Genomic DNA, 19,905 nt, shown 5'->3' with positions numbered 1-19,905 from the left:
GCGCGCGTCGGCAAAAACAATCCGTGTTTCCAACGAGGATCTTTCATGACCAATCCGCTCTGGCGGACCAAGCCTGTGTCTTCCGCTGCGTCTGACAATACAGGCCTGAAACGTGTTCTTGGCCCCTGGCACCTCATCGCACTCGGTGTGGGTGTAACCATCGGTGCGGGCCTGTTCTCCCTGACAGGCGTTGCAGCAGGCCAGAACGCAGGCCCTGCCGTCACGTTGTCCTATCTTATTGCCGCCCTCGCCTGTGGATTTGCCGGCCTCTGTTACGGCGAACTGGCTGGGATGATCCCGTCAGGCGGGTCAGCGTATTCCTATGCCTATGCGTCTATGGGCGAGTTGATCGCCTGGATCATCGGCTGGGATCTTGTGCTGGAATATACAGTAGGTGCAGCCGCTGTGGCCTCGAGTTGGTCGGGCTATGTGTCTTCCCTGCTCTCAGGCTGGGGCATTACGATTGATCCGCGGCTTCTTGCGACACCCATGACACCCGTGACACTGGCGGACGGGTCAGTGGTCAGTGCCTGGTTCAATTTTCCGGCTGTTTTGGCTATCTGGGTCGTGACAGCCTTGTTGATGCGTGGTGTCAGCCAGTCCGCTGCGGTGAATAATGTCATCGTGGTGATCAAGTTGGCAGTGATCGCTCTGGTGCTGGTGTTCTGCATCCCGCATATCAAGCTGGCGAATTATCATCCCTATATTCCGCCGAATGACGGCACCTTTGGGCATTTTGGCTTCTCTGGCGTGATGCGGGCCGCAGGGATGGCTTTCTTTGCCTATCTGGGATTCGATATCGTCTCCACGACCGCGCAGGACAGCAAAAACCCGGCGCGGGATATTCCGGTCGGCATTATCGGAAGCCTGCTGATCTGTGGTGTTGTTTATGCAGTGTTCTCGGCGGTTCTGACGGGCGTTGTGAACTATAAAGTCATGGCGAATGATCCAAGCCCAGTTGCAACAGCGATTGATGCTGCGGGTGCCCCATGGCTCGCCAGTCTCGTGAAAGTGGGGATTACAGTAGGATACGTTTCTGTCCTGTTTGGCCTTCTTCTCGGTCAGGCGCGTGTATTTCTGGCCATGTCGCATGACGGGCTGCTCCCGAAAGTCTTCGCGAAGCTGAACACGCACACGCATACGCCCTGGACGTCCCATCTCTGCTTTGCCGCCCTGACTAGTGTTCTGACTGCAGTGCTGCCGATTGGTGAGTTGGGCAACATGACCTCTATCGGAACCCTGCTCGCGTTCATCATTGTCTGCGTCGGCGTTCCACTCTTAAGAATGAAGGAGCCTCAGGCCCCACGCCTTTTCCGTGTGCCTGGTGGGCCGATTATTCCGGTTCTGGGCGTGTTGTCCTGCGGTGCGGTCATGGTGTCTCTGGATCTGCTGACCTGGGTCCGACTGGTTGTGTGGCTTGTGATCGGGCTAGCGATCTATTTCTGTTACGGAGTACGTCACAGCCTGCTTTCCAGATAGAAAATATAGGAGCATGATTGGGGGCATGACGAACGCATCATTCCCCCTCTTCCGCCCGCGGCGTAATCGCCACGATGCCTTTACACGTCGGCTGGTTCAGGAAAATCGACTGCACGTCGATGACCTGATCTGGCCGATTTTCGTTTGTGAAGGCGAAAACCAGCGCCAGAAAGTGTCCTCCATGCCCGGTGTTGAGCGCGTCAGCCTCGACAACCTGGTGGAGCATGTCCGCCCGGCCGTTGAGCTTGGCATTCCGGCGGTTGCCATTTTCCCGATCACGCCAGTCGAACTGCGTGATGCAACGGGTACCGAAGCCCTGAACCCGGACAATCTGATGTGCCGCGCGTCGCGCGTCATCAAGGAAGCCTTTCCGGAGCTTGGTGTCATCGGTGACGTGGCGCTCGACCCCTACACGGATCATGGCCATGACGGCGTAATCAAGGACGGCCGTATCCTCAATGACGAGTCTGTCGAGATTTTGCGTCAACAGGCGCTCAATCAGGCTCGCGCTGGAAACGACATTATTGCGCCGTCTGACATGATGGATGGTCGTGTGCAGGCGATCCGCGAAACACTTGATGCCAACGGCTTCGAAGCTGTCCGCATCATGGCTTACACCGCGAAATACGCTTCCGCCTTCTACGGCCCGTTCCGTGATGCGTTGGGATCAGGTGGCCTTCTGACGGGCGACAAGAAAACCTATCAGATGGACCCGGCCAATTCGGACGAAGCTCTTCGTGAAGTCGAGCAGGATATTCGTGAAGGTGCGGACATGATCATGGTCAAGCCGGGCATGCCGTATCTGGACATTATCCGCCGTATTCGTGACCGTTTTTCGGTGCCGACCTTTGCCTATCAAGTGTCAGGTGAATACGCGATGCTGGCAGGTGCTATTCAGAATGGCTGGCTTGAGCGGGATCGTACCATTATGGAGAGCCTGATTGCTTTCAAGCGGGCCGGTTGTAACGGAATTCTGACGTATTTTGCGATTGATGCAGCCCGTCTTATGAAAGAAGACCGCTGATTAATCGTCGCGCACGAGGCGTTCAGGCTTATTACGGAGGCCTGAACGCAGAAGAAATCGCAAGGCGCCATATGGTGGAGGCAGGGCTGGAAATTCTGGCTCAAAGGCTCAGAACGCCATATGGCGAAATCGATCTTCTGGTTGCGGATGACGACTGGGTTATTGCTGTCGAGGTAAAAAGTCGTTCCACACTCAGGGATAGCGTGGAAGCTCTTCGCCCTCGTCAGGCTACGCGGCTGATGGCCGCCTTCGAGTATATCCTTGCGACCAGACCAGACTGGTCACGCCCGAACACGCGTTTTGACGTTATTGTTGTCAATCGCGAGGGGCAGGCGCGACGCATCGTGGATGCGCTACGCCTTACATAACATCAGGTGCGACGGCTGCGGACGTGACGGTGAGCTGTTGTTGCGGCAGCTGCATGCGGGCGGTAAGCCACGTTACGGATCACAGCGCGATGTCCGCTCCATGCCATGGAGTGGCTTGCGGAGTGACGAGCAAAGTGAACAACCGGACGGTGGTAAACCGGGGTAGCTGTCAGCGCATCAAATGTCAGCTTGCTGGCTTCGTAATCAGTGATGGCTGCACGGGCATGAGCCTTTCCGGCTCCCATGCATAGTCCAACGCCCATAATGCCGAGAGCAATTCGGCCAGCCCACTGTCGCGCCATTGATGTGTTTCCATCCCTGTTTTGATGGAACTACCGTATGACGTAATCAGAGGGTTCGACAACCCCGATGGGGAAAGTTTTAGAAAAAATCAAGGTCTTGCCACTTTTGGACGCATCATGGCTGAATTGTGGCGTCTGCAAGCCTTGAAAAAGGTTGAATTCCGGCCGTTTCAGCGGCCGGAATTAACGAAATCAGGCATTCGCCGTAGCGATTCCTTTTTCGGTCAGCAGAGTCTCAAGTTCACCGCTCTGGTACATGTCCGTCACGATGTCGCAGCCACCAACGAACTCACCTTTGACGTAGAGCTGCGGCACGGTCGGCCACTGTGAGAAATCCTTGATGCCCTGACGAAGCTCAGCGCTTTCAAGAATGTTGCAGGTCTCGAACGGCACGCCAAGGTGGTTCAGGATCTGCACAACGCGTGCAGAGAAGCCGCACTGCGGGAAGAGTTTGTCACCCTTCATGAACAGCATGACCGGGTTTGCGTCGATCAGGTTCTGGATATGCTGGAACACGGTCTCAGACATTGGTTTTTCCTTTTGTCGGCATCAGGGAGAGGCAATGCCCTCCCTGGCTGTCAGCAGTCACTTCAGAAGGGAATGATTCCCCCTGAGTTCAAGGGGTCAGGGTTTTGAGAGCCATCGCATGCAGCTCAGTACCCATGCGGGTTCCGAAAGCATCATAAACCAGTTTGTGCTGGCGTACACGAGAAAGCCCTTCGAATGCCGTGCTGACCACGGTGCAGGCGTAGTGATCCCCGTCCCCGGCCAGATCCTGAATTGTGATCTGGGCATCGGGAATAGCGGCGAGGATGGTCCGTTCGATTTCGGATGCTGTCATAGGCATATGTCAGGCGTCCTCACCCATGAATTTCGGGAAGAATGCTGCATTGATGTCGCGCAGTCTGCTGGCTTTTAGTGCAATACCATCCGCAAGCTTCAGTTCATTGCCGCCGGAATGACCCAGCTTGCGGGCGGGGACATGAGCTTTTTCGGCTGCGGCAAGAAGAGCCTGAGCGCTTTTGGTCGCCACAACATAGCACGCCTGATCTTCACCGAACCAGAAAGCATGCAGTGGGATGTTGGATGGGGGTGCATTCAACACGCATCCTACGTCTCCAGCCATGACCATCTCAGCCAGTGTCACGAGAAGACCGCCATCTGCAATATCGTGGCAGGCCGTAACTGAACCGGCTTCAATCTGTCCGCGCACAAAGTCACCGTTCCGGCGCTCTGCAACAAGATCAACATGAGGTGGAGCACCGTCTTCGCGATGGCAAATTTCACGGAGCCAGAGGGACTGCCCGAGTTCCCCACGGATTTCGCCGATCAGAACCAGATCATGATCTGTAGGCATGGACAGTCCGATGGACCGCGATGCATCTGCAAGAACACCCAGAGCGCCGATCGCCGGTGTCGGGAGAATAGCCTGGGCCAGACCTGATGGTGAACGTGTCTCGTTATACAATGAGACATTGCCACTCACGACCGGGAAATCCAGCGCACGGCACGCCTCACCCATGCCTTTGATGGCTTGAGCAAACTGAGCCATGATTTCCGGGCGTTCCGGATTGCCGAAATTCAGGTTGTCCGTCACGGCCAAAGGCTTCGCACCTGTTGCCGTAATGTTGCGCCATGCTTCGGCAACAGCCTGTGCTGCTCCGGTTTTCGGGTCAGCCTGACAGTAACGCGGGGTGCAGTCTGTCGTCAGGGCGAGGCCCAGACGCGTTCCTTCCACGCGCACAATGGCAGCATCTGCCGCACCTGGGCGGCGCGCCGTATTGCCGCCGACGGATGCATCGTACTGGTTCCAGATCCATGCGCGGGACGCAAGATCGGGGCAGCCGATCAATGTCAGCAGAGCATGCTCAATCCCTACCGGGTCTGCAGGTGGCTGGATGTGCCGTGGGGCCTCCAGCGGAACAGTCGGGCGATTGTAGATCGGAGCTTCATCGGCCAGCGGTGCCAGCGGAATATCCGCTTCGATCTGTCCGTTGTGCTTGATTGTGATGCGGCCACTATCTGTCAGCTGCCCGACGATCGCGAAATCCAGTTCCCATTTTTCGAAGATGGCCCGGGCCTGCTCGGTGCTTTCAGGCTTGAGAACCATGAGCATACGCTCCTGGCTTTCAGACAGCATCATTTCGTAGGCTGACATGCCGGGTTCGCGCTGCGGGACGGAATCAAGGTCAAGCTCAATTCCGACGCCACCCTTGCCTGCCATTTCAACGGCGGAAGATGTCAGGCCAGCAGCACCCATGTCCTGAATGGCGACGATCGCATCGGTGGCCATCAGTTCGAGGCACGCCTCGATCAGCAGCTTTTCGATGAACGGGTCACCCACCTGAACGGTTGGACGCTTGGAGGCAGCCTCATCGTCGAACTCGGCGGAGGACATGGTAGCGCCATGAATACCGTCTCGACCGGTTTTGGAGCCAACATAAACAACCGGATTTCCAATGCCTGCAGCAGCAGAAAGGAAGATCTTGTCCTGCTTGGCAACACCGACCGTCATTGCGTTGACGAGCGGATTGCCGTCATAGGCCTTGTGGAAGTTGACTTCCCCGCCGACCGTCGGAACGCCGACGCAGTTGCCGTATCCACCTACGCCGCGAACCACACCATCAACAATACGGCGCGTTCCCGGTGTTTTCGGATCACCGAAACGCAGGGCATTCAGGTTGGCGACCGGACGCGCCCCCATGGTGAACACGTCACGCAAGATACCACCTACGCCTGTCGCTGCGCCCTGATAAGGCTCGATGAAAGACGGATGGTTGTGGCTTTCCATCTTGAAGACGGCAGCCAGACCTTCGCCGATATCAACAACACCCGCGTTTTCGCCCGGCCCATGAATGACCCATGGAGCCTTGGTTGGCAGCGTCTTGAGATGGATGCGGGAGGATTTGTAAGAACAGTGCTCGGACCACATGACCGAGAAAATGCCAAGCTCCGTAAAGCTGGGCGTGCGGCCCATGATGCTCAGGAGCTTGTCATATTCCGCAGGTGTCAGGCCGAAAGACTGGGCCAGTTTGGCGTCGATTGTAACACTCATCCGACGAGAGCCTCCACCAAGCCTTTGAAGAGCGGCACGCCATCAGTCGCGCCGATTTCCGGGTCAGTCAGGTTTTCAGGGTGCGGCATCAGGCCACACACACGGCCATTTTCGCTCAGGATACCAGCGATCGAGCGCGCGCTGCCGTTAGGATTGGAGTGGCGATTGCCCTCTGAGACCTGTCCATCAGCGGCACAATAGCGGAATGCAACCCGGCCCTCTCCTTCGAGACGCTCAAGCGTTTCAGGTGAGGCCGTGTAGTTGCCATCGCCATGCGCAAGCGGCGCACGGAAAATGTCGCCGCTCTTCCATCCTTGTGTGAATGCCGACGCGGCATTTTCAACTTTCAGGTGGCAGTCCTGCGACAGAAAGCGCAGGCCAGCGTTGCGAAGCAGCGCGCCTGGCAGAAGATGCGTTTCCGTCAGGATCTGAAAACCGTTACAGACACCGAGAACATGGCCACCTTTCTCAGCGAAAGCTTTGACTTCGCGCATAATCGGAGAATGAGCAGCCATGGCACCACTGCGCAGATAATCCCCGAAGCTGAAACCCCCTGGCAGAACCACGAGATCCAGATCACCAAGGGATGTGTCCCGGTGCCAGATCATCTTCGGGGTCTGGCCGGAAACCAGCTTCAGGGCGTGCACCATGTCGCGCTCCCGGTTCGTGCCAGGAAATACGACGATACCTGCCTTCATTTCTGAGCCTCCGGAGCCGTATGGCAGGGGTAAGCGTCATGCAGGGCGCGGTAAACGGCCTTGCCGCCCGACTGCGTCAACGCATCATTATGAGCGTGCAGCCAGGAAATCAGCTTGCCGCGGACCTGCGTTGTCGTTTCGCTGACCGGAACACAAAACGCGACAGGCGCGCCAGCGTCATCGGCGTAGCTGTCGTATTTCTTGGACCAGACTTCGCTGTCCATGACGCCTGCGAGATACGCGTCACAGAGAGCGGTGGACTTGCTGGCCGAGCACATGTTGCCCAGAGCTTTTCCGGAGACCTTGGAAACGCGCTGTGCATGAGCGGGAGTCGCAGCTACGGTCACGAGACCAGCAGCCAGAAGAGCAGCGGAGAAAAGCTTCATGCTGCCACCTCGACGCTGAAGTCTTCAATGACTTCGTTAGCCAGAAGAGCGCGGGCCATGGCCTCACCCTCCGCAAGAGCTGCAGCATTGCCCTGCGCTGCAACGTCCAGTTCGATCACACGATTGACGCGGACTTCACCAACACCTTTGAAACCCAGAGACTCAAGAGCGTGGCCGACGGCTTTGCCCTGCGGGTCAAGCACGCCATCTTTCAGAGAAACGAAAACGCGGATTTTCATTATACTGCCTCCGGACCCTTGAGGTCTCCATTACTGGCTTCGGGCAGGATCCCGAGACGCCGTGCAACTTCCTGATAAGCTTCTTCGACGCGGCCCATGTCCCTGCGGAACCGGTCCTTGTCCATTTTCTCGCTGGTCTTGCTGTCCCACAGGCGGCAGTTATCGGGAGAGATTTCGTCAGCAACGATAATCCGCATCTCCTCGCCTTCCCAGAGACGGCCGAATTCCAGCTTGAAATCAATGAGGGTGATGCCAACGCCCATGAAGATGCCCATCAGGAAATCATTGGTCCTGAGAGCCAGCGTATTCATGTCGTCCAGGTCCTGTGGTGAGGCCCAGTCGAACGCGGCAATATGTTCTTCAGAGACCATCGGGTCCCCGAGAGTATCGTTCTTGTAGTAATATTCGATGATCGTGCGCGGCAGACGGGTCCCTTCAGGGATTCCAAGGCGCTTGGCGATCGAGCCCGCCGCAACATTGCGGACCACCACTTCGAGTGGAATGATCTCGACTTCGCGGATCAGCTGCTCACGCATGTTGAGACGGCGAATGAAGTGCGTTGGAATGTTGATGTCGTGCAACTTCATCATCAGGTATTCGCTGATGCGGTTGTTCAGGACACCCTTCCCTGTGATCACGCCACTTTTGGCGCCGTTTCCGGCGGTAGCGTCATCCTTGAAATACTGCACGAGCGTTCCGGGCTCGGGCCCTTCGAAAAGAACCTTGGCTTTGCCTTCATAGAGCTGGCGGCGGCGGGCCATGAGCAATCCTTACTGCGTTGCGCCGTCCCGTTTGTCAGGGATGCGGAAACGGCTGGTCCAGCGACGGTTTTCCGGTTCCATAGCATTGCGGAACCGGAACCGCGAGAGTGCGGGAAAACTATTCCTGCCCCCGTTTGTCCAGATTAACCGAAAATGCGGTTAAAGATGCGATCAACCTGGCTGAGATGCTGCGCCGGATCGAAGGCCCGGTCCAGAACTTCTGCACTGACACGGCCGGCAACTTCCGGATCTGCTTCAAGATTTTCGCGGAACGTGCGGAAGTCAGGGTGGCCTAGCTTTGTCCAGGTCTCCATGGCGTTACGCTGGACGATCCGGTAGGCGTCTTCGCGGGAAATGCCAGCGCGGGCCAGAACCAGCAGCACTTCACCCGAATGGACAACGCCACCAAGGCTTTCCATGTTGGCGATCATCTGGTCCGGATAGACCATCAGTTTTTCCATCATGCCAGCCAGGCGCATCAGAGCGAAATCAAGCCCGATCGTGGCGTCAGGGCAGATGTTCCGCTCTACGGCTGAGTGGCTGATGTCACGTTCGTGCCACAGGGCAACGTTTTCCAGTGCAGGCGTAACGTGGGAGCGAATCAGGCGGGCAAGGCCTGTCAGATTTTCGGATAAGACCGGATTCCGCTTGTGCGGCATCGCGGAGCTGCCCTTCTGGCCTTTGTGGAAGAACTCTTCCGCTTCGCGCACTTCCGAGCGCTGCAAATGGCGAACTTCAACAGCGAGGCGCTCAATGCCGCTGGCAATCACGCCCAGGGTGCAGAAAAATGCTGCGTGGCGGTCACGGGGGATAACCTGTGTGGAGACGCTTTCAGCAACAAGTCCCAGTTTGTCGGCAACGTATTCTTCAACGGCCGGGTCAATATGAGCATACGTACCGACCGCACCGGAAATGGCACAGACAGCGATTTCTTTGCGGGCCTGAAGCAGACGCTCTTTGTTGCGCGCGAATTCTGCATAATGGCCAGCCAGTTTCAGGCCGAAGCTGGTCGGTTCCGCATGAATGGCGTGACTGCGGCCGATCGTCACGGTCAGCTTGTGCTCGTATGCGCGCGTCTTGAGGGCCGCGAGAACGCGCTCCAGATCTTCAAGAAGAAGGTCCGAAGCCTGTGTCAGCTGAACGGACAGGCATGTGTCCAGCACATCCGAAGACGTCATGCCGAGATGAACGAAGCGACTGTCCGGGCCGACTTTTTCTGCCAGCCATGTCAGGAACGCAATCACGTCATGCCGCGTTTCAGCCTCGATCTCGTCAATCCGGGCCAGATCAGCGTCGGAGAATGCGGCCATTGCAGCATCCCCTTTTTCGCGGATCGTTTTGGCTGATTCGGCAGGGATTGCGCCCTGTTCCGCCATGGCTTCACAGGCCAGGGCTTCAATTTCGAACCAGATACGGTAACGGTTGGCGGGCGACCAGATTGCGGTCATCTGGGGGCGGCTATAACGCGGAACCATGAGAACTCCGGAGGCGAGTGGGGCTTTACGGAGGCTGCTTAGACCAAATACGAGGATATTGCACGGACCCCTTTTGGAAGAATGACAACCTTGCTCCCTGATACTTTCGTTCACGGCCTGTTTGCGCTGGCACAGGTCACCCTCATTGATATCACGCTCGCGGGAGACAACGCCGTTGTCATCGGGATGGCGGTTCGTAGCCTTCAGGGGCGACAGAGGCGTCTGGCCATTCTGATCGGCACGGCGTTTGCGGCCGTCCTGCGAATTGGGCTGGCACTGGTTGCAGCCCGTCTTCTGGCTATTGTGGGCCTGACGCTTGCAGGCGGCTGTCTGCTGCTCTGGGTCTGCTGGAAAATGTATCGGGAACTCCGGCACAGTGATACGGACGTTGAGGTTGACGCCCCTTCCCGTCTTGGGCCTGCCATTCTCAAGATTGTCATTGCCGATCTTTCCATGAGTCTGGACAATGTCCTTGCTGTCGCAGGTGCTGCTGTTGGTCATCCATGGATTCTCATGGGCGGTCTTGCGTTCTCTGTGTTGCTGATGGGCGTTGCCGCGTCGTTCATTGCCGGGCTTCTGGCCCGTTACAGCTGGATCGCATGGTGTGGTCTGTTTGTCGTTCTGGGTGTGGCGATTGAGCTCATCATCCGCGGCGGAGGAGAAATCTGGCATCATGTTGTGCTGCCGAACTGACCGACCACTTCTTCTGGCTGCTGCCCTGTTTCTCGGGGCGGCAGCTCCTTTGCCCTCTACACCCTCGGTTCAGGACCGATTGGCTCAGTGGCTCTCACTTGTTGCGCCTTCAGCCACAGACCGACCTGCGGACGACTATGCCGCTTTTCTTCTGGAGACGCCGGTCTGGCCGCAACGCGCCAAAATTCTGTGGCGATATCAGAATGCCCTTACGCATACGTCTGATCCTGACGCGTTAAACCGTCTCTGCCCGTCTCTTCCCCTGACATTCGTCTCGGCTTTCCTGAACTGTCAGGATCATCTCCCCAGTGCAGTTAATGAAGCGCGTAGGCTTTGGGTCTCTGGCGCAGGAACTGCTCAGGAAGAAGGTGCTCTTTTAGCGAGATATGCCACTGTCTTCAGTGCGGATGATCAGTGGCAGCGTTATGAGCGTCTTGAAGCCAAAGGCCAGTTTTCGGCAGCGGGACGACAGATCTCCCGTCTGTCCTCTGAACGTCAGGCGCTTGCCCGTGCGAGGCTTGCTGAACGGTCCGTTTCTCCCGATGCGGATAGCGCGTTCAATGCTTTGTCTCCCGCCGATCAGGCTGATCCGACATTAATTCGCTATCGCTTGCGGGCTCTCCGGCGCGGAGGCCGCTTGGATGAGGCTTTGGCGCTCTGGAATGATGCGGGTTCACGTCTGCAAGCCGCGGCCCCTTCTCATGAATGGTCCAGTGAAAGAGCAAGTCTGGCTCGCGCCCTACTCCTCGCAGGTCGTGTGCAGGACGCTTATGCTCAGGCGCAGGACACAACACTGCCGCTCACCGAGATCGACCGTCAGGAAGCGCAAAATCTCTCGGGCTTTATTGCTCTTCGGCTCTTGAACACTCCCGACCAAGCGGAGGAGTTTTTCAAGCCGCTCCAGCAGGCTTCCTCACTCGCGATGCAGGCTCGAGGCTGGTACTGGACTGCGCGTGCCCGTCAGGCCGCAGGGCACTCAGGAGACGCGCAGGACGCATTTGAGCGTGCGACACGTTTTCCCACGACGTTCCATGGCCAGCTTGCTCAGGCGGCTCTTTCCGGGGAGCAGTCTTTTATTTTGGCCGGGGCGACATCTCAGGAATTCGGTAGTGCGCTCCAGCAAAGCTTGCACTCTCTTCCGTCGGTGGCATCAGGAGACTTGCAGCGACAGGATCTCGTCGAGGCTGCCACCGACCTGATGCAGTCAGGAGATCAGGAACACGCTAAAGACTTCCTGCTGCTTCTTCTGATCGCCAATCCGACGCCGCAAGGCCAGAAGGCTGTGGCAGACCTTGGCTCACGTCTTAATGTTCCTGCCGCTGAAGTCTTTGCCGCTCATGCCTTGTCACGAAAAGGCGTTGCCCTCTATCCGCAGGGGTTCCCTAATCCATGGCCGGAAGCATCGACTGTTCCAGATGGTTTGCTTCCAGCCGTTATCAGGCAGGAAAGCGGGTTCGATTCTGCTGCCATCAGTGGGGCTCACGCTATTGGTCTGCTTCAGATTTTACCCGGGGCTGCGACCGATGTGGTGAGGCGCGCCCATCTTGGGGGTATTAATGTTTCTGCAGCTGCACTTTTGGATCCTCAGACCAATCTGACCGTCGGGAATGCTTACGTATCCCAGTTGCTTGCGCGCTTTGATAACGTCATTCCCTATGCCTTGGCTGCTTATAATGCTGGGCCGCATCGGGTGGATCTGTGGCTCAAAGCAAATCCACCCGCCGATCCTTTATCTGAAGATGGTATTCTCGATTGGATCGAACGTCTTCCCTATCGGGAAACGCGGATGTACATCGAGAATATCGAAGCCAATATGATGGTTTATCGAGTGAGTGCTTCCCATGTCGGAAACTGATTTTCGATCACTTTGTGAAAAAGTTCTCGCGCATTTGGCTGCCCGAGACCTACGCTTGGTGACGGTGGAAAGTTGTACCGGGGGTATGATCTGTGCAGCGCTTACCGATATCGCAGGTTCGTCCAGTGTGATCGAAGGAGGACTCGTAACGTACTCCAACGCTCTTAAAAACAGTGCGGCGGGTGTTCCAGAAGAAACTCTTGTTCGATACGGCGCAGTCAGKGAAGAGACAGCGCAAGCCATGGCAGAAGGCGCACTGTGCCATGCTGCGGATGCGAGCGTGGCGGTATCCGTAACAGGAATAGCGGGGCCAGACGGTGGAAGTGCTGATAAGCCTGTGGGAACGGTTTGTTTCGGGCTAGCTGTTTTTCCAGGAAAGGCAATCTCAGAGCGACATATTTTTTCCGGAGACCGCGCCGCTGTCAGAAATGCAACGGTTAGACATGCTCTGGAAATGGTCCTGAAGGTGTAAACAAAAAAAAGCCCTTACCGATCTGGTAAGGGCTTTTCCAACGGGTGTACCGACTGAGAACTTATTGACCGTCAGTAGGCGCCGTTGCTGGCATGGTTGACGCTGCCGGCGGTACGGCTGGAACCGGCGGGGCMGTAGGAACAACAGCAGATGTTGGAGCCGTTGCAACAGGAAGTGGAGCTGCTGGTGCCTGTGCCTGGACCGGCGTTTGAGCCTGCTGCAGTGAACGAGCGTTAAGCGCGTCCGTTGCAGAAGCTTCGTCAGACTTTTGAGCGTGGGCGGCAGCCTTCTTGCCATGGTGATGCCCATGGTGTGCGGCCATAGCCGGGGAAGAAGCAGCAATCAAAGCCGAGAAGGCAAATGCGCCGAAGGTAAATTTCTTCATTGCGTAATCCTTTCATGACACCATTCGGTGCTTGAGGCTGAGAACGCCTCATGCGCCAAATGGTTCATGACGTATTACGAATTCTTTCCTGTACTCAAGAAAGTCCTGGCTGCGGGGTGCGGTTCTGTGCAGCCTGTACTCCGTAGATATCGCGGGCACGCTTGATGAAGGCTGAGACCATCAAGCGAACGCCTTCATTGAAAACAACTCCCATCGCGTTCTGTAGAAGACGGGAACGGAATTCAAAGTCTACAAAGAAGTCTACCAGACAGCCACGAGGGTCTGGTGTGAATGTCCAGACGTTGTTCAGATACCGGAAAGGCCCCTTTTCATAACGGACGCGGATACGCGAAGGGCATTCCAAGGTCACACGGCTGGTAAAGGTCTCACGGAACGGACCGAACCCGATTGTCAGGTCAGCTACCAGTTCATGCTCCGTCTTGGATTTGATAGTCGCTTTGACGCACCATGGCAGAAACTGCGGATATCTCTCCACATCTGCGACCAGATCAAAAAGTTGCTCCGGCGTGTAGGCAATCAACCGTTGCTCGGCATGTGTCGGCATCAGGGACTTTCTTTCAGACGGCTGTTTCGCGCAGCCTGCAGCTTCGCGAAGTCACTGTCCGCATGATAGGAGGATCGTGTCAGAGGGCTTGCACTGACCTGGAGAAATCCTTTGGAACGGGCAGCTGCAGCATAGCCGTCAAATTCTTCCGGGGTAACAAACTTTTCGACCGATGCATGCTTTACGCTCGGCTGAAGGTACTGTCCCAACGTCAGAAAATCGACGTCAGCGACCCTGAAATCATCCATGACCTGCCATACTTCCATCTTCTCCTCACCAAGGCCAAGCATCAGGCCGGACTTAGTGAAAATGGATGGATCAAGCCTCTTCACACCGTCCAGCAGACGCAGGGACTGATAGTATCGCGCACCTGGGCGAATGGTGGGATAGAGACGTGGCACAGTCTCGATATTGTGATTGAAAACGTCCGGTCTGGCTTCCACGACAACCTCAAGAGCGCGCGGCTTCCTCAGGAAGTCAGGAGTCAGGATTTCAATTGTTGTGCTCGCTGAAGCCGTACGGATGGCTTTGATCACATTGGCAAAATGACGCGCCCCGCCATCGGCGAGATCATCGCGGTCCACCGATGTAATCACAACGTGCTTGAGGCCGAGCTTTGCTACAGCTTCTGCCACCCTGCGCGGTTCGTCCTCGTCCAGCGCCTTGGGTAAGCCTGTTGTGACGTTGCAGAACGCGCAGGCACGCGTGCAAATCTCTCCCATGATCATCATGGTAGCATGACGCTGAGACCAGCATTCCCCGATATTCGGGCAAGCAGCCTCTTCGCACACTGTAACCAAATTCGCTTCCCGCATCAGAGCTCGCGTCTCGTGATAGACGGGATGATTGGGCGCCTTGACCCTGATCCAGGACGGCTTACGCTGGATCGGGTTGTCAGGACGATGTGCCTTCTCCGGATGACGGAGAGCAGACATCTCACGGTGATCTATGGTGATGCGCTGGGACATGCTGCTCAGATATGGAGCGGACCGTCGAAGGCCGCCAGAGTCGCTTCATGCATTGTCTCGGAAATTGTCGGATGCGGGAAAACCGTTTCAATCAGTTCTGCTTCCGTCAGTTCACCTGTCCGGGCAATGACATAGCCCTGAATCATTTCCGTGACTTCTGCGCCGATCATGTGAGCACCCAGAAGCTCCCCGGTTGTGGCATCAAATACGGTCTTGACCATGCCTTCCGTCTCACCCATCGCCACGGCCTTGCCATTGGCAATGAACGGGAAGCGCCCAACACGAACCTTATGACCAGATGCGACGGCTTTCTCCTCGCTCAGACCTACGGAAGCAATCTGGGGACGAGAGTAAGTGCAGCCCGGAATGTTCAAGGCATGAAGAGGCTGCGGCGAACGACCCGCAATTTTCTCAACGCAGAGAATGCCCTCGTGGCTTGCCTTATGAGCCAGCCAAGGCGCGCCTGCGACGTCACCGATCGCGTAAATGCCTGGTTCCGCCGTGCGACAGAAGCCATCCGTGACGATATGGGTGCGATCAACCTGAACCTTGGTCCCTTCGAGGCCCAGATCCTCAACGTTTCCAACAATGCCGACAGCGCAGATCACGCGATCCACCGTCAGATCAATCGTGCCAGACGCACTTTCAATCGTGGTGGAGACCTCGTTTTCGCCCTTTTGAAGTGGGCCCACCTTCGCGCCAGTGATGATTTTCATCCCTTGCTTTTCGAAGGCCTTGCGCGCAGCTGCGCTGATTTCCGGATCTTCGGCGATCAGGATGCGGTCCGCCACTTCCGCAATTGTCACTTCGCTACCCATGTTGCGGTAGAAGGACGCAAATTCGATACCGATGGCACCAGAACCGATGACCAGCAGGCGCTTCGGTAGTTCGGTTGGAGTCATGGCTTCGCGCGCACCCCAGATCAGCTTGCCATCTGTCTCCAGACCGGGAAGCTGGCGGCCGCGTGCACCAGTAGCCAGAATGACGTTGGGCGACTTAATGATCGCCACTTCGGCACCATCCTTGGTGATGGAAATCTTGTGTGCTTCCCCTGCCCGGCCAGCCAGTTTGGCACGGCCGTCAAAGGTCGTGACTTTGGCCTTTTTGAGCAGATGGGCAATGCCCCCGCCCATGCGGCGGGCAATGCCACGGGATCGGGCCACAATCTTGGGTAGATCGAAGGATATGTTCTCGGCCGAGAAGCCGAATGTATTCAGATCATGCAAAAGATGATGAATTTCGGAGGAACGCAAAAGCGCCTTTGTAGGGATGCAGCCCCAGTTGAGGCAGACACCACCAAAATGCGTGCTCTCCACGATGGCAACGCTCATGCCAAGCTGGCTGGCTCGAAGCGCTGCAACGTATCCGCCAGGACCGCCACCAACAACGATCAGATCGAAAGTATCGGACATGGATCAGACCACCAGAGTGTAAGGGTTCTGTACGATATCGCGCAGGGCATTTAGCCACTGTGCCCCAAGCGCGCCATCAACGGCACGATGATCAACAGAAAGTGTCGCGGTCATGACAGTTGCAATTGCAAGCTGGTCTCCCCGAACCACGGCACGTTTCTCTCCTGACGCAATGGCCAGAATTCCGGCCTGCGGCGGGTTGATGATCGCAGCAAAATCCCGGACGCCAAACATTCCCATATTCGAGATGGAGAACGTGCCACCCTGAAACTCTTCAGGCTTCAGTTTCCCCGCACGTGCACGCTTGGCAAGATCCTTGGCTTCACGGCTGATCTCACGCAGGGACTTCTGGTCCGCATTGCGGATGATCGGCGTGATCAAGCCTTCCGGGATGGAGACAGCCATCGAAATGTCCACATTCTCGAAATGCAGCGTCTCGGAATCCGTGAACTGAACGTTCAGACCCGGTACCTTTTTCAGTGCCAGCCCGACAGCTTTAATCATCATATCATTGACCGAGAGCTTGAAGCTGTTCTCTTCGGCGGTCGCATTTAGTTTGGAGCGAAGTGCGAGCAGAGCATCAAGCTCGATGTCCACTGATACATAGAAATGCGGGACCTGCGTCTTTGATTCCGTCAGGCGTCGCGCAATGACCTTGCGCATCGTGGAGTTCGGAACGCGCGTGATATCGCCCTCAACGGCGATCGGTGCCGCAGGTACAGGTTTCGCAGCGGCTGGAGCAGCGTTACCGCCCTTCTCAACGTCCCTTTTCAGAATGCGGCCATTCGGTCCGGTTCCGTTCAGGGTTCCAAGAGCGATGCCGCGCTCTTTAGCCATACGCTTGGCCAGTGGAGAGACAAAAATACGCTCACTGCTCTCCTTTGGGGGGGCGGCTTTGGCGCTTGGCGCAGGTGCACTTGCAGCAGCAACAGGCTCAGCGACCGAAGCGGCGATAGCAGGTGTCTGTCCAGAAGACGCAGCCGGTACGTCTTCGCCTTCCTCAACCAGAATTGCGATGGGCGTATTGACCGCAACGCCCTCCACGCCTTCTTGAACAAGAATGCGGCCGAGTATGCCCTCGTCCACAGCTTCGACTTCCATCGTGGCCTTGTCGGTCTCGATTTCAGCGATCACATCACCGGCTGAAACCTTATCGCCTTCATTCTTGAGCCAGCGAGCCAGTTTACCCTCGGTCATTGTCGGCGACAGGGCCGGCATCAGGATATCAGTTGCCATTGTCGGTCAGTCCCCGAACTGCTTGCGGACTGCTTCCACAACCCATTCGGGTTTCGGAAGTGCCAGTTTTTCAAGATTGGATGCGTAAGGCAGCGGCAGGTCAAGTCCGCAGACGCGGGCTGGCGGGGCATCTAACCAGTCGAACGCCTGCTCAACAGCGACAGTGCAGATTTCCGCGCCAATACCCGCGACCGGCCAGCCCTCTTCGACGGAAACAATCCGGTTCGTCTTTTTGACGCTCTTGATGATGGTCTCGGTGTCCAGCGGACGTAACGTACGAAGGTTAATGACTTCCGCCTCAATGCCCTCTTCCGCGAGCTTGGCAGCAGCATCAAGCGCAACACCCACCATGATGGAGAACGCTACTAGCGTCACATCCTTGCCTTCGCGCTCGATCTTGGCTTTCCCGATCGGCAGGATGAAGTCGTCCTCCGTGGGGCATGGGAATTTCTGGCCGTACAGGATCTCGTTTTCCAGCACGACAACCGGGTTCGGGTCGCGGATAGCGGCGCGTAGCAGACCTTTCGCGTCAGCCGCAGACCAGGGAGCCACAACCTTCAGGCCCGGAATGTGGGCATACCAGCTTGCAAAGCACTGGGAGTGCTGTGCGCCAACACGGGCAGCGGCTCCATTTGGCCCCCGGAAGACGATTGGACAACCCATCTGACCGCCAGACATATATAGTGTCTTGGCAGCAGAATTAATAATATGATCAATAGCTTGTAGCGAGAAGTTCATGGTCATGAACTCAACGATCGGCCTCAGTCCCGTCAGAGCCGCGCCAACTGCCATGCCGGTGAAACCATGTTCGGTGATAGGCATGTCGATCACACGCTTCTCACCAAACTCGTCCAGCAGACCTTGGCTGATCTTGTAAGCGCCCTGATACTGGGCAACTTCCTCGCCCATCAGGAATACGTCTTCATCACGCCGAAGTTCTGCGGCCATTGCATCGCGAAGAGCTTCACGGACTGTGATGTTTTTCGTCTCGCCCCAGTCCTTTTCCGCATCTGCCTGCTTGATTGCCGGAGCCTCAATAATCGCGGCAGCAGACGGAGTCTCAATTGCGATTGGGGCACCCGCAGCCGGATCAGCAGAACGTGTTACGTTCTCTGCGGCCGTAGCATCCTCACCATCTTCAAGCAGGACGGCGATAGGTGTGTTGACGGCAACGCTTTCGCTGCCCTCAGGAACCAGCACCTTGCCAAACACACCGTCTTCAACAGCTTCGACTTCCATCGTGGCCTTGTCGGTCTCAATTTCGGCAATCACATCGCCAGACTTTACCGCATCGCCAGGCTGACGAAGCCAGCGTGCGATTGTACCTTCGGTCATGGTCGGCGACAGGGCCGGCATCAGAATCAGAGATGCCATGGAAATCAGGCCTCCACCAAAATATCAGTCCAGAGTTCGGACGGGTCCGGCTCCGGACAGGTCTGTGCAAATTCAACAGCGTCCGCCACGACGGCTTTCACTTCGACTTCAATGTCCTTGAAGGTGCTTTCTTCAATGCCGTTACGGAGCATCTCGGCCTTCAGGGTTTCAATCGGATCACGCGTCCGACGCATTTCTTCAACTTCGGCACGGTCGCGGTACTTTGCCGGATCGGACATGGAGTGCCCGCGGTAACGGTAGGTTTCCATTTCCAGCAGGAAAGGTCCCTTTCCGGAGCGGCAATGCTCCATGGCTTCCTGTGCAGCCTGATGCACGGCGAATACGTCCATGCCGTCAACCTTGCGGCTCGGGATGCCCCAAGGCTCTGCATTGCGAGACAGATCCTTGGACGCAGAGGCGCGCTCGATGGATGTGCCCATGCCGTACCGGTTGTTCTCGATTACATAAATGCAGGGGAGCTTATGCAGGGCGGCGAGATTGAAGCTCTCGTAAACCTGTCCCTGCGCCGATGCACCTTCACCGAAATAGACGATGGAGACCTCGTCTGTGCCACGATAAATGTTGGCGAAAGCCAGCCCGGTCCCCAGAGCCACCTGTGCTCCGACGATGCCGTGACCGCCATAGAACTCTTTTTCGCGGGAGAACATGTGCATGGAGCCGCCCTTCCCGCGTGAATAGCCGCCTGAACGTCCGGTCAGCTCTGCCATTACGCCGCGGGGCGTCATCCCTGCCACCAGCATCTGACCATGATCACGGTATGATGTGATGGACTTGTCGCCCTGCTTCATGTTCAGGCCGATGCCGACAACAACGGCTTCCTGGCCAATATAAAGATGGCAGAAACCGCCGATGAGCCCCATTCCGTAGAGCTGCCCGGCTTTTTCCTCAAAACGTCGGACAAGAAGCATGTCCTTGTAGGCTTGCTTCATTGTCTCCGGCGAAAGGGCCGGACCATTGCTCCGGTGGGAAGCGGACGTTGTCTCGCCCATGGCAGGTCTCCTGCAAATGCACAAATCTGGGGAAGCTCTTACCGTCACTCGACCCGGAAGGCCAGAGTGATCCCAGTTACATCTCCGAAAGGAAAAGCAGGAGGGCGTGAGCTCGCATGAAAATTAGAGTGCTGAGGGCAAGCAATAT

The 19,905-nt window shown here is 56.7% G+C and carries 22 protein-coding genes; 6 read left to right on the top strand and 16 right to left on the bottom strand.

All coding sequences use genetic code 11. The annotated features are described in order from the left end of the window. Positions 1 to 45: 45 nt before the first annotated feature. Genes KP708_RS04050 through KP708_RS04040 form a run of 3 tightly spaced genes read left to right on the top strand, consistent with a single transcriptional unit; the run spans position 46 to position 2,871 of the window. Positions 46 to 1,479: an APC family permease gene (locus KP708_RS04050; protein WP_215750484.1), complete on the top strand. Its 1,434-nt coding sequence runs from the start codon at positions 46 to 48 to the stop codon at positions 1,477 to 1,479. A gap of 25 nt (positions 1,480 to 1,504) precedes the next feature. Further along, the gene (hemB, locus tag KP708_RS04045) at positions 1,505 to 2,503 is read left to right on the top strand and encodes a porphobilinogen synthase (protein WP_252347419.1); all 999 of its coding nucleotides are present in this window, start codon (positions 1,505 to 1,507) and stop codon (positions 2,501 to 2,503) included. Then, positions 2,500 to 2,871 carry a YraN family protein gene (locus KP708_RS04040; protein WP_371822748.1) on the top strand — a complete coding sequence of 124 codons (372 nt, stop codon included), beginning with the start codon at positions 2,500 to 2,502 and terminating at the stop codon, positions 2,869 to 2,871. The genes hemB and KP708_RS04040 overlap by 4 nt, the downstream gene beginning before the upstream one ends. Before the next feature lie 2 nt (positions 2,872 to 2,873). On the opposite strand, the gene KP708_RS04035 is transcribed toward KP708_RS04040, so the two are convergent. From KP708_RS04035 to purB, 9 genes are all read right to left on the bottom strand, one after another. Next, positions 2,874 to 3,173 (bottom strand): hypothetical protein, encoded by a 300-nt coding sequence (locus KP708_RS04035; protein WP_211512742.1) that lies wholly within the window; start codon positions 3,171 to 3,173, stop codon positions 2,874 to 2,876. Between the two features lie 192 nt (positions 3,174 to 3,365). Then, positions 3,366 to 3,701: a Grx4 family monothiol glutaredoxin gene (grxD, locus tag KP708_RS04030; RefSeq protein ID WP_046901638.1), complete on the bottom strand. Its 336-nt coding sequence runs from the start codon at positions 3,699 to 3,701 to the stop codon at positions 3,366 to 3,368. 88 nt (positions 3,702 to 3,789) lie between these two features. Further along, positions 3,790 to 4,020: a BolA family protein gene (locus KP708_RS04025; protein WP_046901639.1), complete on the bottom strand. Its 231-nt coding sequence runs from the start codon at positions 4,018 to 4,020 to the stop codon at positions 3,790 to 3,792. Positions 4,021 to 4,023: 3 nt separating this feature from the next. Next, positions 4,024 to 6,228, bottom strand: coding sequence for a phosphoribosylformylglycinamidine synthase subunit PurL (purL, locus tag KP708_RS04020; protein ID WP_215750481.1), 2,205 nt, complete (start codon positions 6,226 to 6,228; stop codon positions 4,024 to 4,026). Further along, on the bottom strand, positions 6,225 to 6,926 hold the full coding sequence (gene purQ, locus KP708_RS04015) for a phosphoribosylformylglycinamidine synthase subunit PurQ (RefSeq protein WP_215750480.1): 702 nt from the start codon (positions 6,924 to 6,926) through the stop codon (positions 6,225 to 6,227). Before purQ ends, purL begins: the two co-directional genes overlap by 4 nt. Further along, positions 6,923 to 7,312, bottom strand: coding sequence for a Rap1a/Tai family immunity protein (locus KP708_RS04010; RefSeq protein ID WP_211511414.1), 390 nt, complete (start codon positions 7,310 to 7,312; stop codon positions 6,923 to 6,925). Before KP708_RS04010 ends, purQ begins: the two co-directional genes overlap by 4 nt. Next, positions 7,309 to 7,551: a phosphoribosylformylglycinamidine synthase subunit PurS gene (gene purS / locus KP708_RS04005; protein WP_215750479.1), complete on the bottom strand. Its 243-nt coding sequence runs from the start codon at positions 7,549 to 7,551 to the stop codon at positions 7,309 to 7,311. The genes KP708_RS04010 and purS overlap by 4 nt, the downstream gene beginning before the upstream one ends. Continuing rightward, positions 7,551 to 8,312, bottom strand: a complete 762-nt coding sequence (gene purC, locus KP708_RS04000) for a phosphoribosylaminoimidazolesuccinocarboxamide synthase (protein WP_046901644.1) — start codon at positions 8,310 to 8,312, stop codon at positions 7,551 to 7,553. Before purC ends, purS begins: the two co-directional genes overlap by 1 nt. A 143-nt stretch (positions 8,313 to 8,455) precedes the next feature. Continuing rightward, the gene (gene purB / locus KP708_RS03995; protein ID WP_099212634.1) at positions 8,456 to 9,787 is read right to left on the bottom strand and encodes an adenylosuccinate lyase; all 1,332 of its coding nucleotides are present in this window, start codon (positions 9,785 to 9,787) and stop codon (positions 8,456 to 8,458) included. Between the two features lie 81 nt (positions 9,788 to 9,868). On the opposite strand from purB, the gene KP708_RS03990 reads away from it, so the two are divergent. Genes KP708_RS03990 through KP708_RS03980 form a run of 3 tightly spaced genes read left to right on the top strand, consistent with a single transcriptional unit; the run spans position 9,869 to position 12,807 of the window. Continuing rightward, on the top strand, positions 9,869 to 10,480 hold the full coding sequence (locus KP708_RS03990) for a YjbE family putative metal transport protein (RefSeq protein ID WP_064272890.1): 612 nt from the start codon (positions 9,869 to 9,871) through the stop codon (positions 10,478 to 10,480). Next, the gene (locus tag KP708_RS03985) at positions 10,461 to 12,335 is read left to right on the top strand and encodes a lytic transglycosylase domain-containing protein (protein ID WP_215750478.1); all 1,875 of its coding nucleotides are present in this window, start codon (positions 10,461 to 10,463) and stop codon (positions 12,333 to 12,335) included. The genes KP708_RS03990 and KP708_RS03985 overlap by 20 nt, the downstream gene beginning before the upstream one ends. Continuing rightward, positions 12,322 to 12,807, top strand: a complete 486-nt coding sequence (locus tag KP708_RS03980; protein WP_215757152.1) for a CinA family protein — start codon at positions 12,322 to 12,324, stop codon at positions 12,805 to 12,807. Before KP708_RS03985 ends, KP708_RS03980 begins: the two co-directional genes overlap by 14 nt. 61 nt (positions 12,808 to 12,868) lie before the next feature. Here the strand turns inward: KP708_RS03980 and KP708_RS03975 are convergent, their stop codons facing one another. The 7 genes from KP708_RS03975 to pdhA all read right to left on the bottom strand — a co-directional run bounded on the left by KP708_RS03975 (position 12,869) and on the right by pdhA (position 19,757). Continuing rightward, positions 12,869 to 13,192 carry a hypothetical protein gene (locus KP708_RS03975; RefSeq protein ID WP_202207535.1) on the bottom strand — a complete coding sequence of 108 codons (324 nt, stop codon included), beginning with the start codon at positions 13,190 to 13,192 and terminating at the stop codon, positions 12,869 to 12,871. Between the two features lie 94 nt (positions 13,193 to 13,286). Then, on the bottom strand, positions 13,287 to 13,757 hold the full coding sequence (locus tag KP708_RS03970; RefSeq protein WP_202207536.1) for a type II toxin-antitoxin system RatA family toxin: 471 nt from the start codon (positions 13,755 to 13,757) through the stop codon (positions 13,287 to 13,289). Next, complete coding sequence (gene lipA, locus KP708_RS03965; RefSeq protein ID WP_215750476.1) at positions 13,757 to 14,725, bottom strand: lipoyl synthase; 969 nt, start codon at positions 14,723 to 14,725, stop codon at positions 13,757 to 13,759. Before lipA ends, KP708_RS03970 begins: the two co-directional genes overlap by 1 nt. A 5-nt stretch (positions 14,726 to 14,730) precedes the next feature. Then, on the bottom strand, positions 14,731 to 16,137 hold the full coding sequence (lpdA, locus tag KP708_RS03960) for a dihydrolipoyl dehydrogenase (RefSeq protein ID WP_215750475.1): 1,407 nt from the start codon (positions 16,135 to 16,137) through the stop codon (positions 14,731 to 14,733). A gap of 3 nt (positions 16,138 to 16,140) precedes the next feature. Next, on the bottom strand, positions 16,141 to 17,373 hold the full coding sequence (locus KP708_RS03955; protein ID WP_215750474.1) for a pyruvate dehydrogenase complex dihydrolipoamide acetyltransferase: 1,233 nt from the start codon (positions 17,371 to 17,373) through the stop codon (positions 16,141 to 16,143). A 6-nt stretch (positions 17,374 to 17,379) separates the two neighbouring features. Beyond that, entirely contained in the window at positions 17,380 to 18,747 is a 1,368-nt protein-coding gene (locus tag KP708_RS03950) for a pyruvate dehydrogenase complex E1 component subunit beta (RefSeq protein WP_215750473.1), read from the bottom strand. Between the two features lie 5 nt (positions 18,748 to 18,752). Beyond that, a complete protein-coding gene (pdhA, locus tag KP708_RS03945) occupies positions 18,753 to 19,757 on the bottom strand; it encodes a pyruvate dehydrogenase (acetyl-transferring) E1 component subunit alpha (protein ID WP_215750472.1) in 1,005 nt (334 codons plus the stop codon). Between the last annotated feature and the right edge of the window lie 148 nt (positions 19,758 to 19,905).

Source organism: Gluconobacter sp. P5H9_a (assembly GCF_018812085.1).
In the GTDB taxonomy this organism is placed as follows: domain Bacteria; phylum Pseudomonadota; class Alphaproteobacteria; order Acetobacterales; family Acetobacteraceae; genus Gluconobacter.
This window is presented reverse-complemented; position numbering and strand designations above follow the sequence as displayed.

Coding starts and splice junctions, on each gene's coding strand:
- KP708_RS04050 (WP_215750484.1), top strand. CDS start 46: ATGACCAATCCGCTCTGGCGGACCAAGCCTGTGTCTTCCGCTGCGTCT.
- hemB (WP_252347419.1), top strand. CDS start 1,505: ATGACGAACGCATCATTCCCCCTCTTCCGCCCGCGGCGTAATCGCCAC.
- KP708_RS04035 (WP_211512742.1), bottom strand. CDS start 3,173: ATGGCGCGACAGTGGGCTGGCCGAATTGCTCTCGGCATTATGGGCGTT.
- grxD (WP_046901638.1), bottom strand. CDS start 3,701: ATGTCTGAGACCGTGTTCCAGCATATCCAGAACCTGATCGACGCAAAC.
- KP708_RS04025 (WP_046901639.1), bottom strand. CDS start 4,020: ATGCCTATGACAGCATCCGAAATCGAACGGACCATCCTCGCCGCTATT.
- purL (WP_215750481.1), bottom strand. CDS start 6,228: ATGAGTGTTACAATCGACGCCAAACTGGCCCAGTCTTTCGGCCTGACA.
- purQ (WP_215750480.1), bottom strand. CDS start 6,926: ATGAAGGCAGGTATCGTCGTATTTCCTGGCACGAACCGGGAGCGCGAC.
- KP708_RS04010 (WP_211511414.1), bottom strand. CDS start 7,312: ATGAAGCTTTTCTCCGCTGCTCTTCTGGCTGCTGGTCTCGTGACCGTA.
- purS (WP_215750479.1), bottom strand. CDS start 7,551: ATGAAAATCCGCGTTTTCGTTTCTCTGAAAGATGGCGTGCTTGACCCG.
- purC (WP_046901644.1), bottom strand. CDS start 8,312: ATGGCCCGCCGCCGCCAGCTCTATGAAGGCAAAGCCAAGGTTCTTTTC.
- purB (WP_099212634.1), bottom strand. CDS start 9,787: ATGGTTCCGCGTTATAGCCGCCCCCAGATGACCGCAATCTGGTCGCCC.
- KP708_RS03990 (WP_064272890.1), top strand. CDS start 9,869: ATGACAACCTTGCTCCCTGATACTTTCGTTCACGGCCTGTTTGCGCTG.
- KP708_RS03985 (WP_215750478.1), top strand. CDS start 10,461: ATGTTGTGCTGCCGAACTGACCGACCACTTCTTCTGGCTGCTGCCCTG.
- KP708_RS03970 (WP_202207536.1), bottom strand. CDS start 13,757: ATGCCGACACATGCCGAGCAACGGTTGATTGCCTACACGCCGGAGCAA.
- lipA (WP_215750476.1), bottom strand. CDS start 14,725: ATGTCCCAGCGCATCACCATAGATCACCGTGAGATGTCTGCTCTCCGT.
- lpdA (WP_215750475.1), bottom strand. CDS start 16,137: ATGTCCGATACTTTCGATCTGATCGTTGTTGGTGGCGGTCCTGGCGGA.
- KP708_RS03955 (WP_215750474.1), bottom strand. CDS start 17,373: ATGGCAACTGATATCCTGATGCCGGCCCTGTCGCCGACAATGACCGAG.
- KP708_RS03950 (WP_215750473.1), bottom strand. CDS start 18,747: ATGGCATCTCTGATTCTGATGCCGGCCCTGTCGCCGACCATGACCGAA.
- pdhA (WP_215750472.1), bottom strand. CDS start 19,757: ATGGGCGAGACAACGTCCGCTTCCCACCGGAGCAATGGTCCGGCCCTT.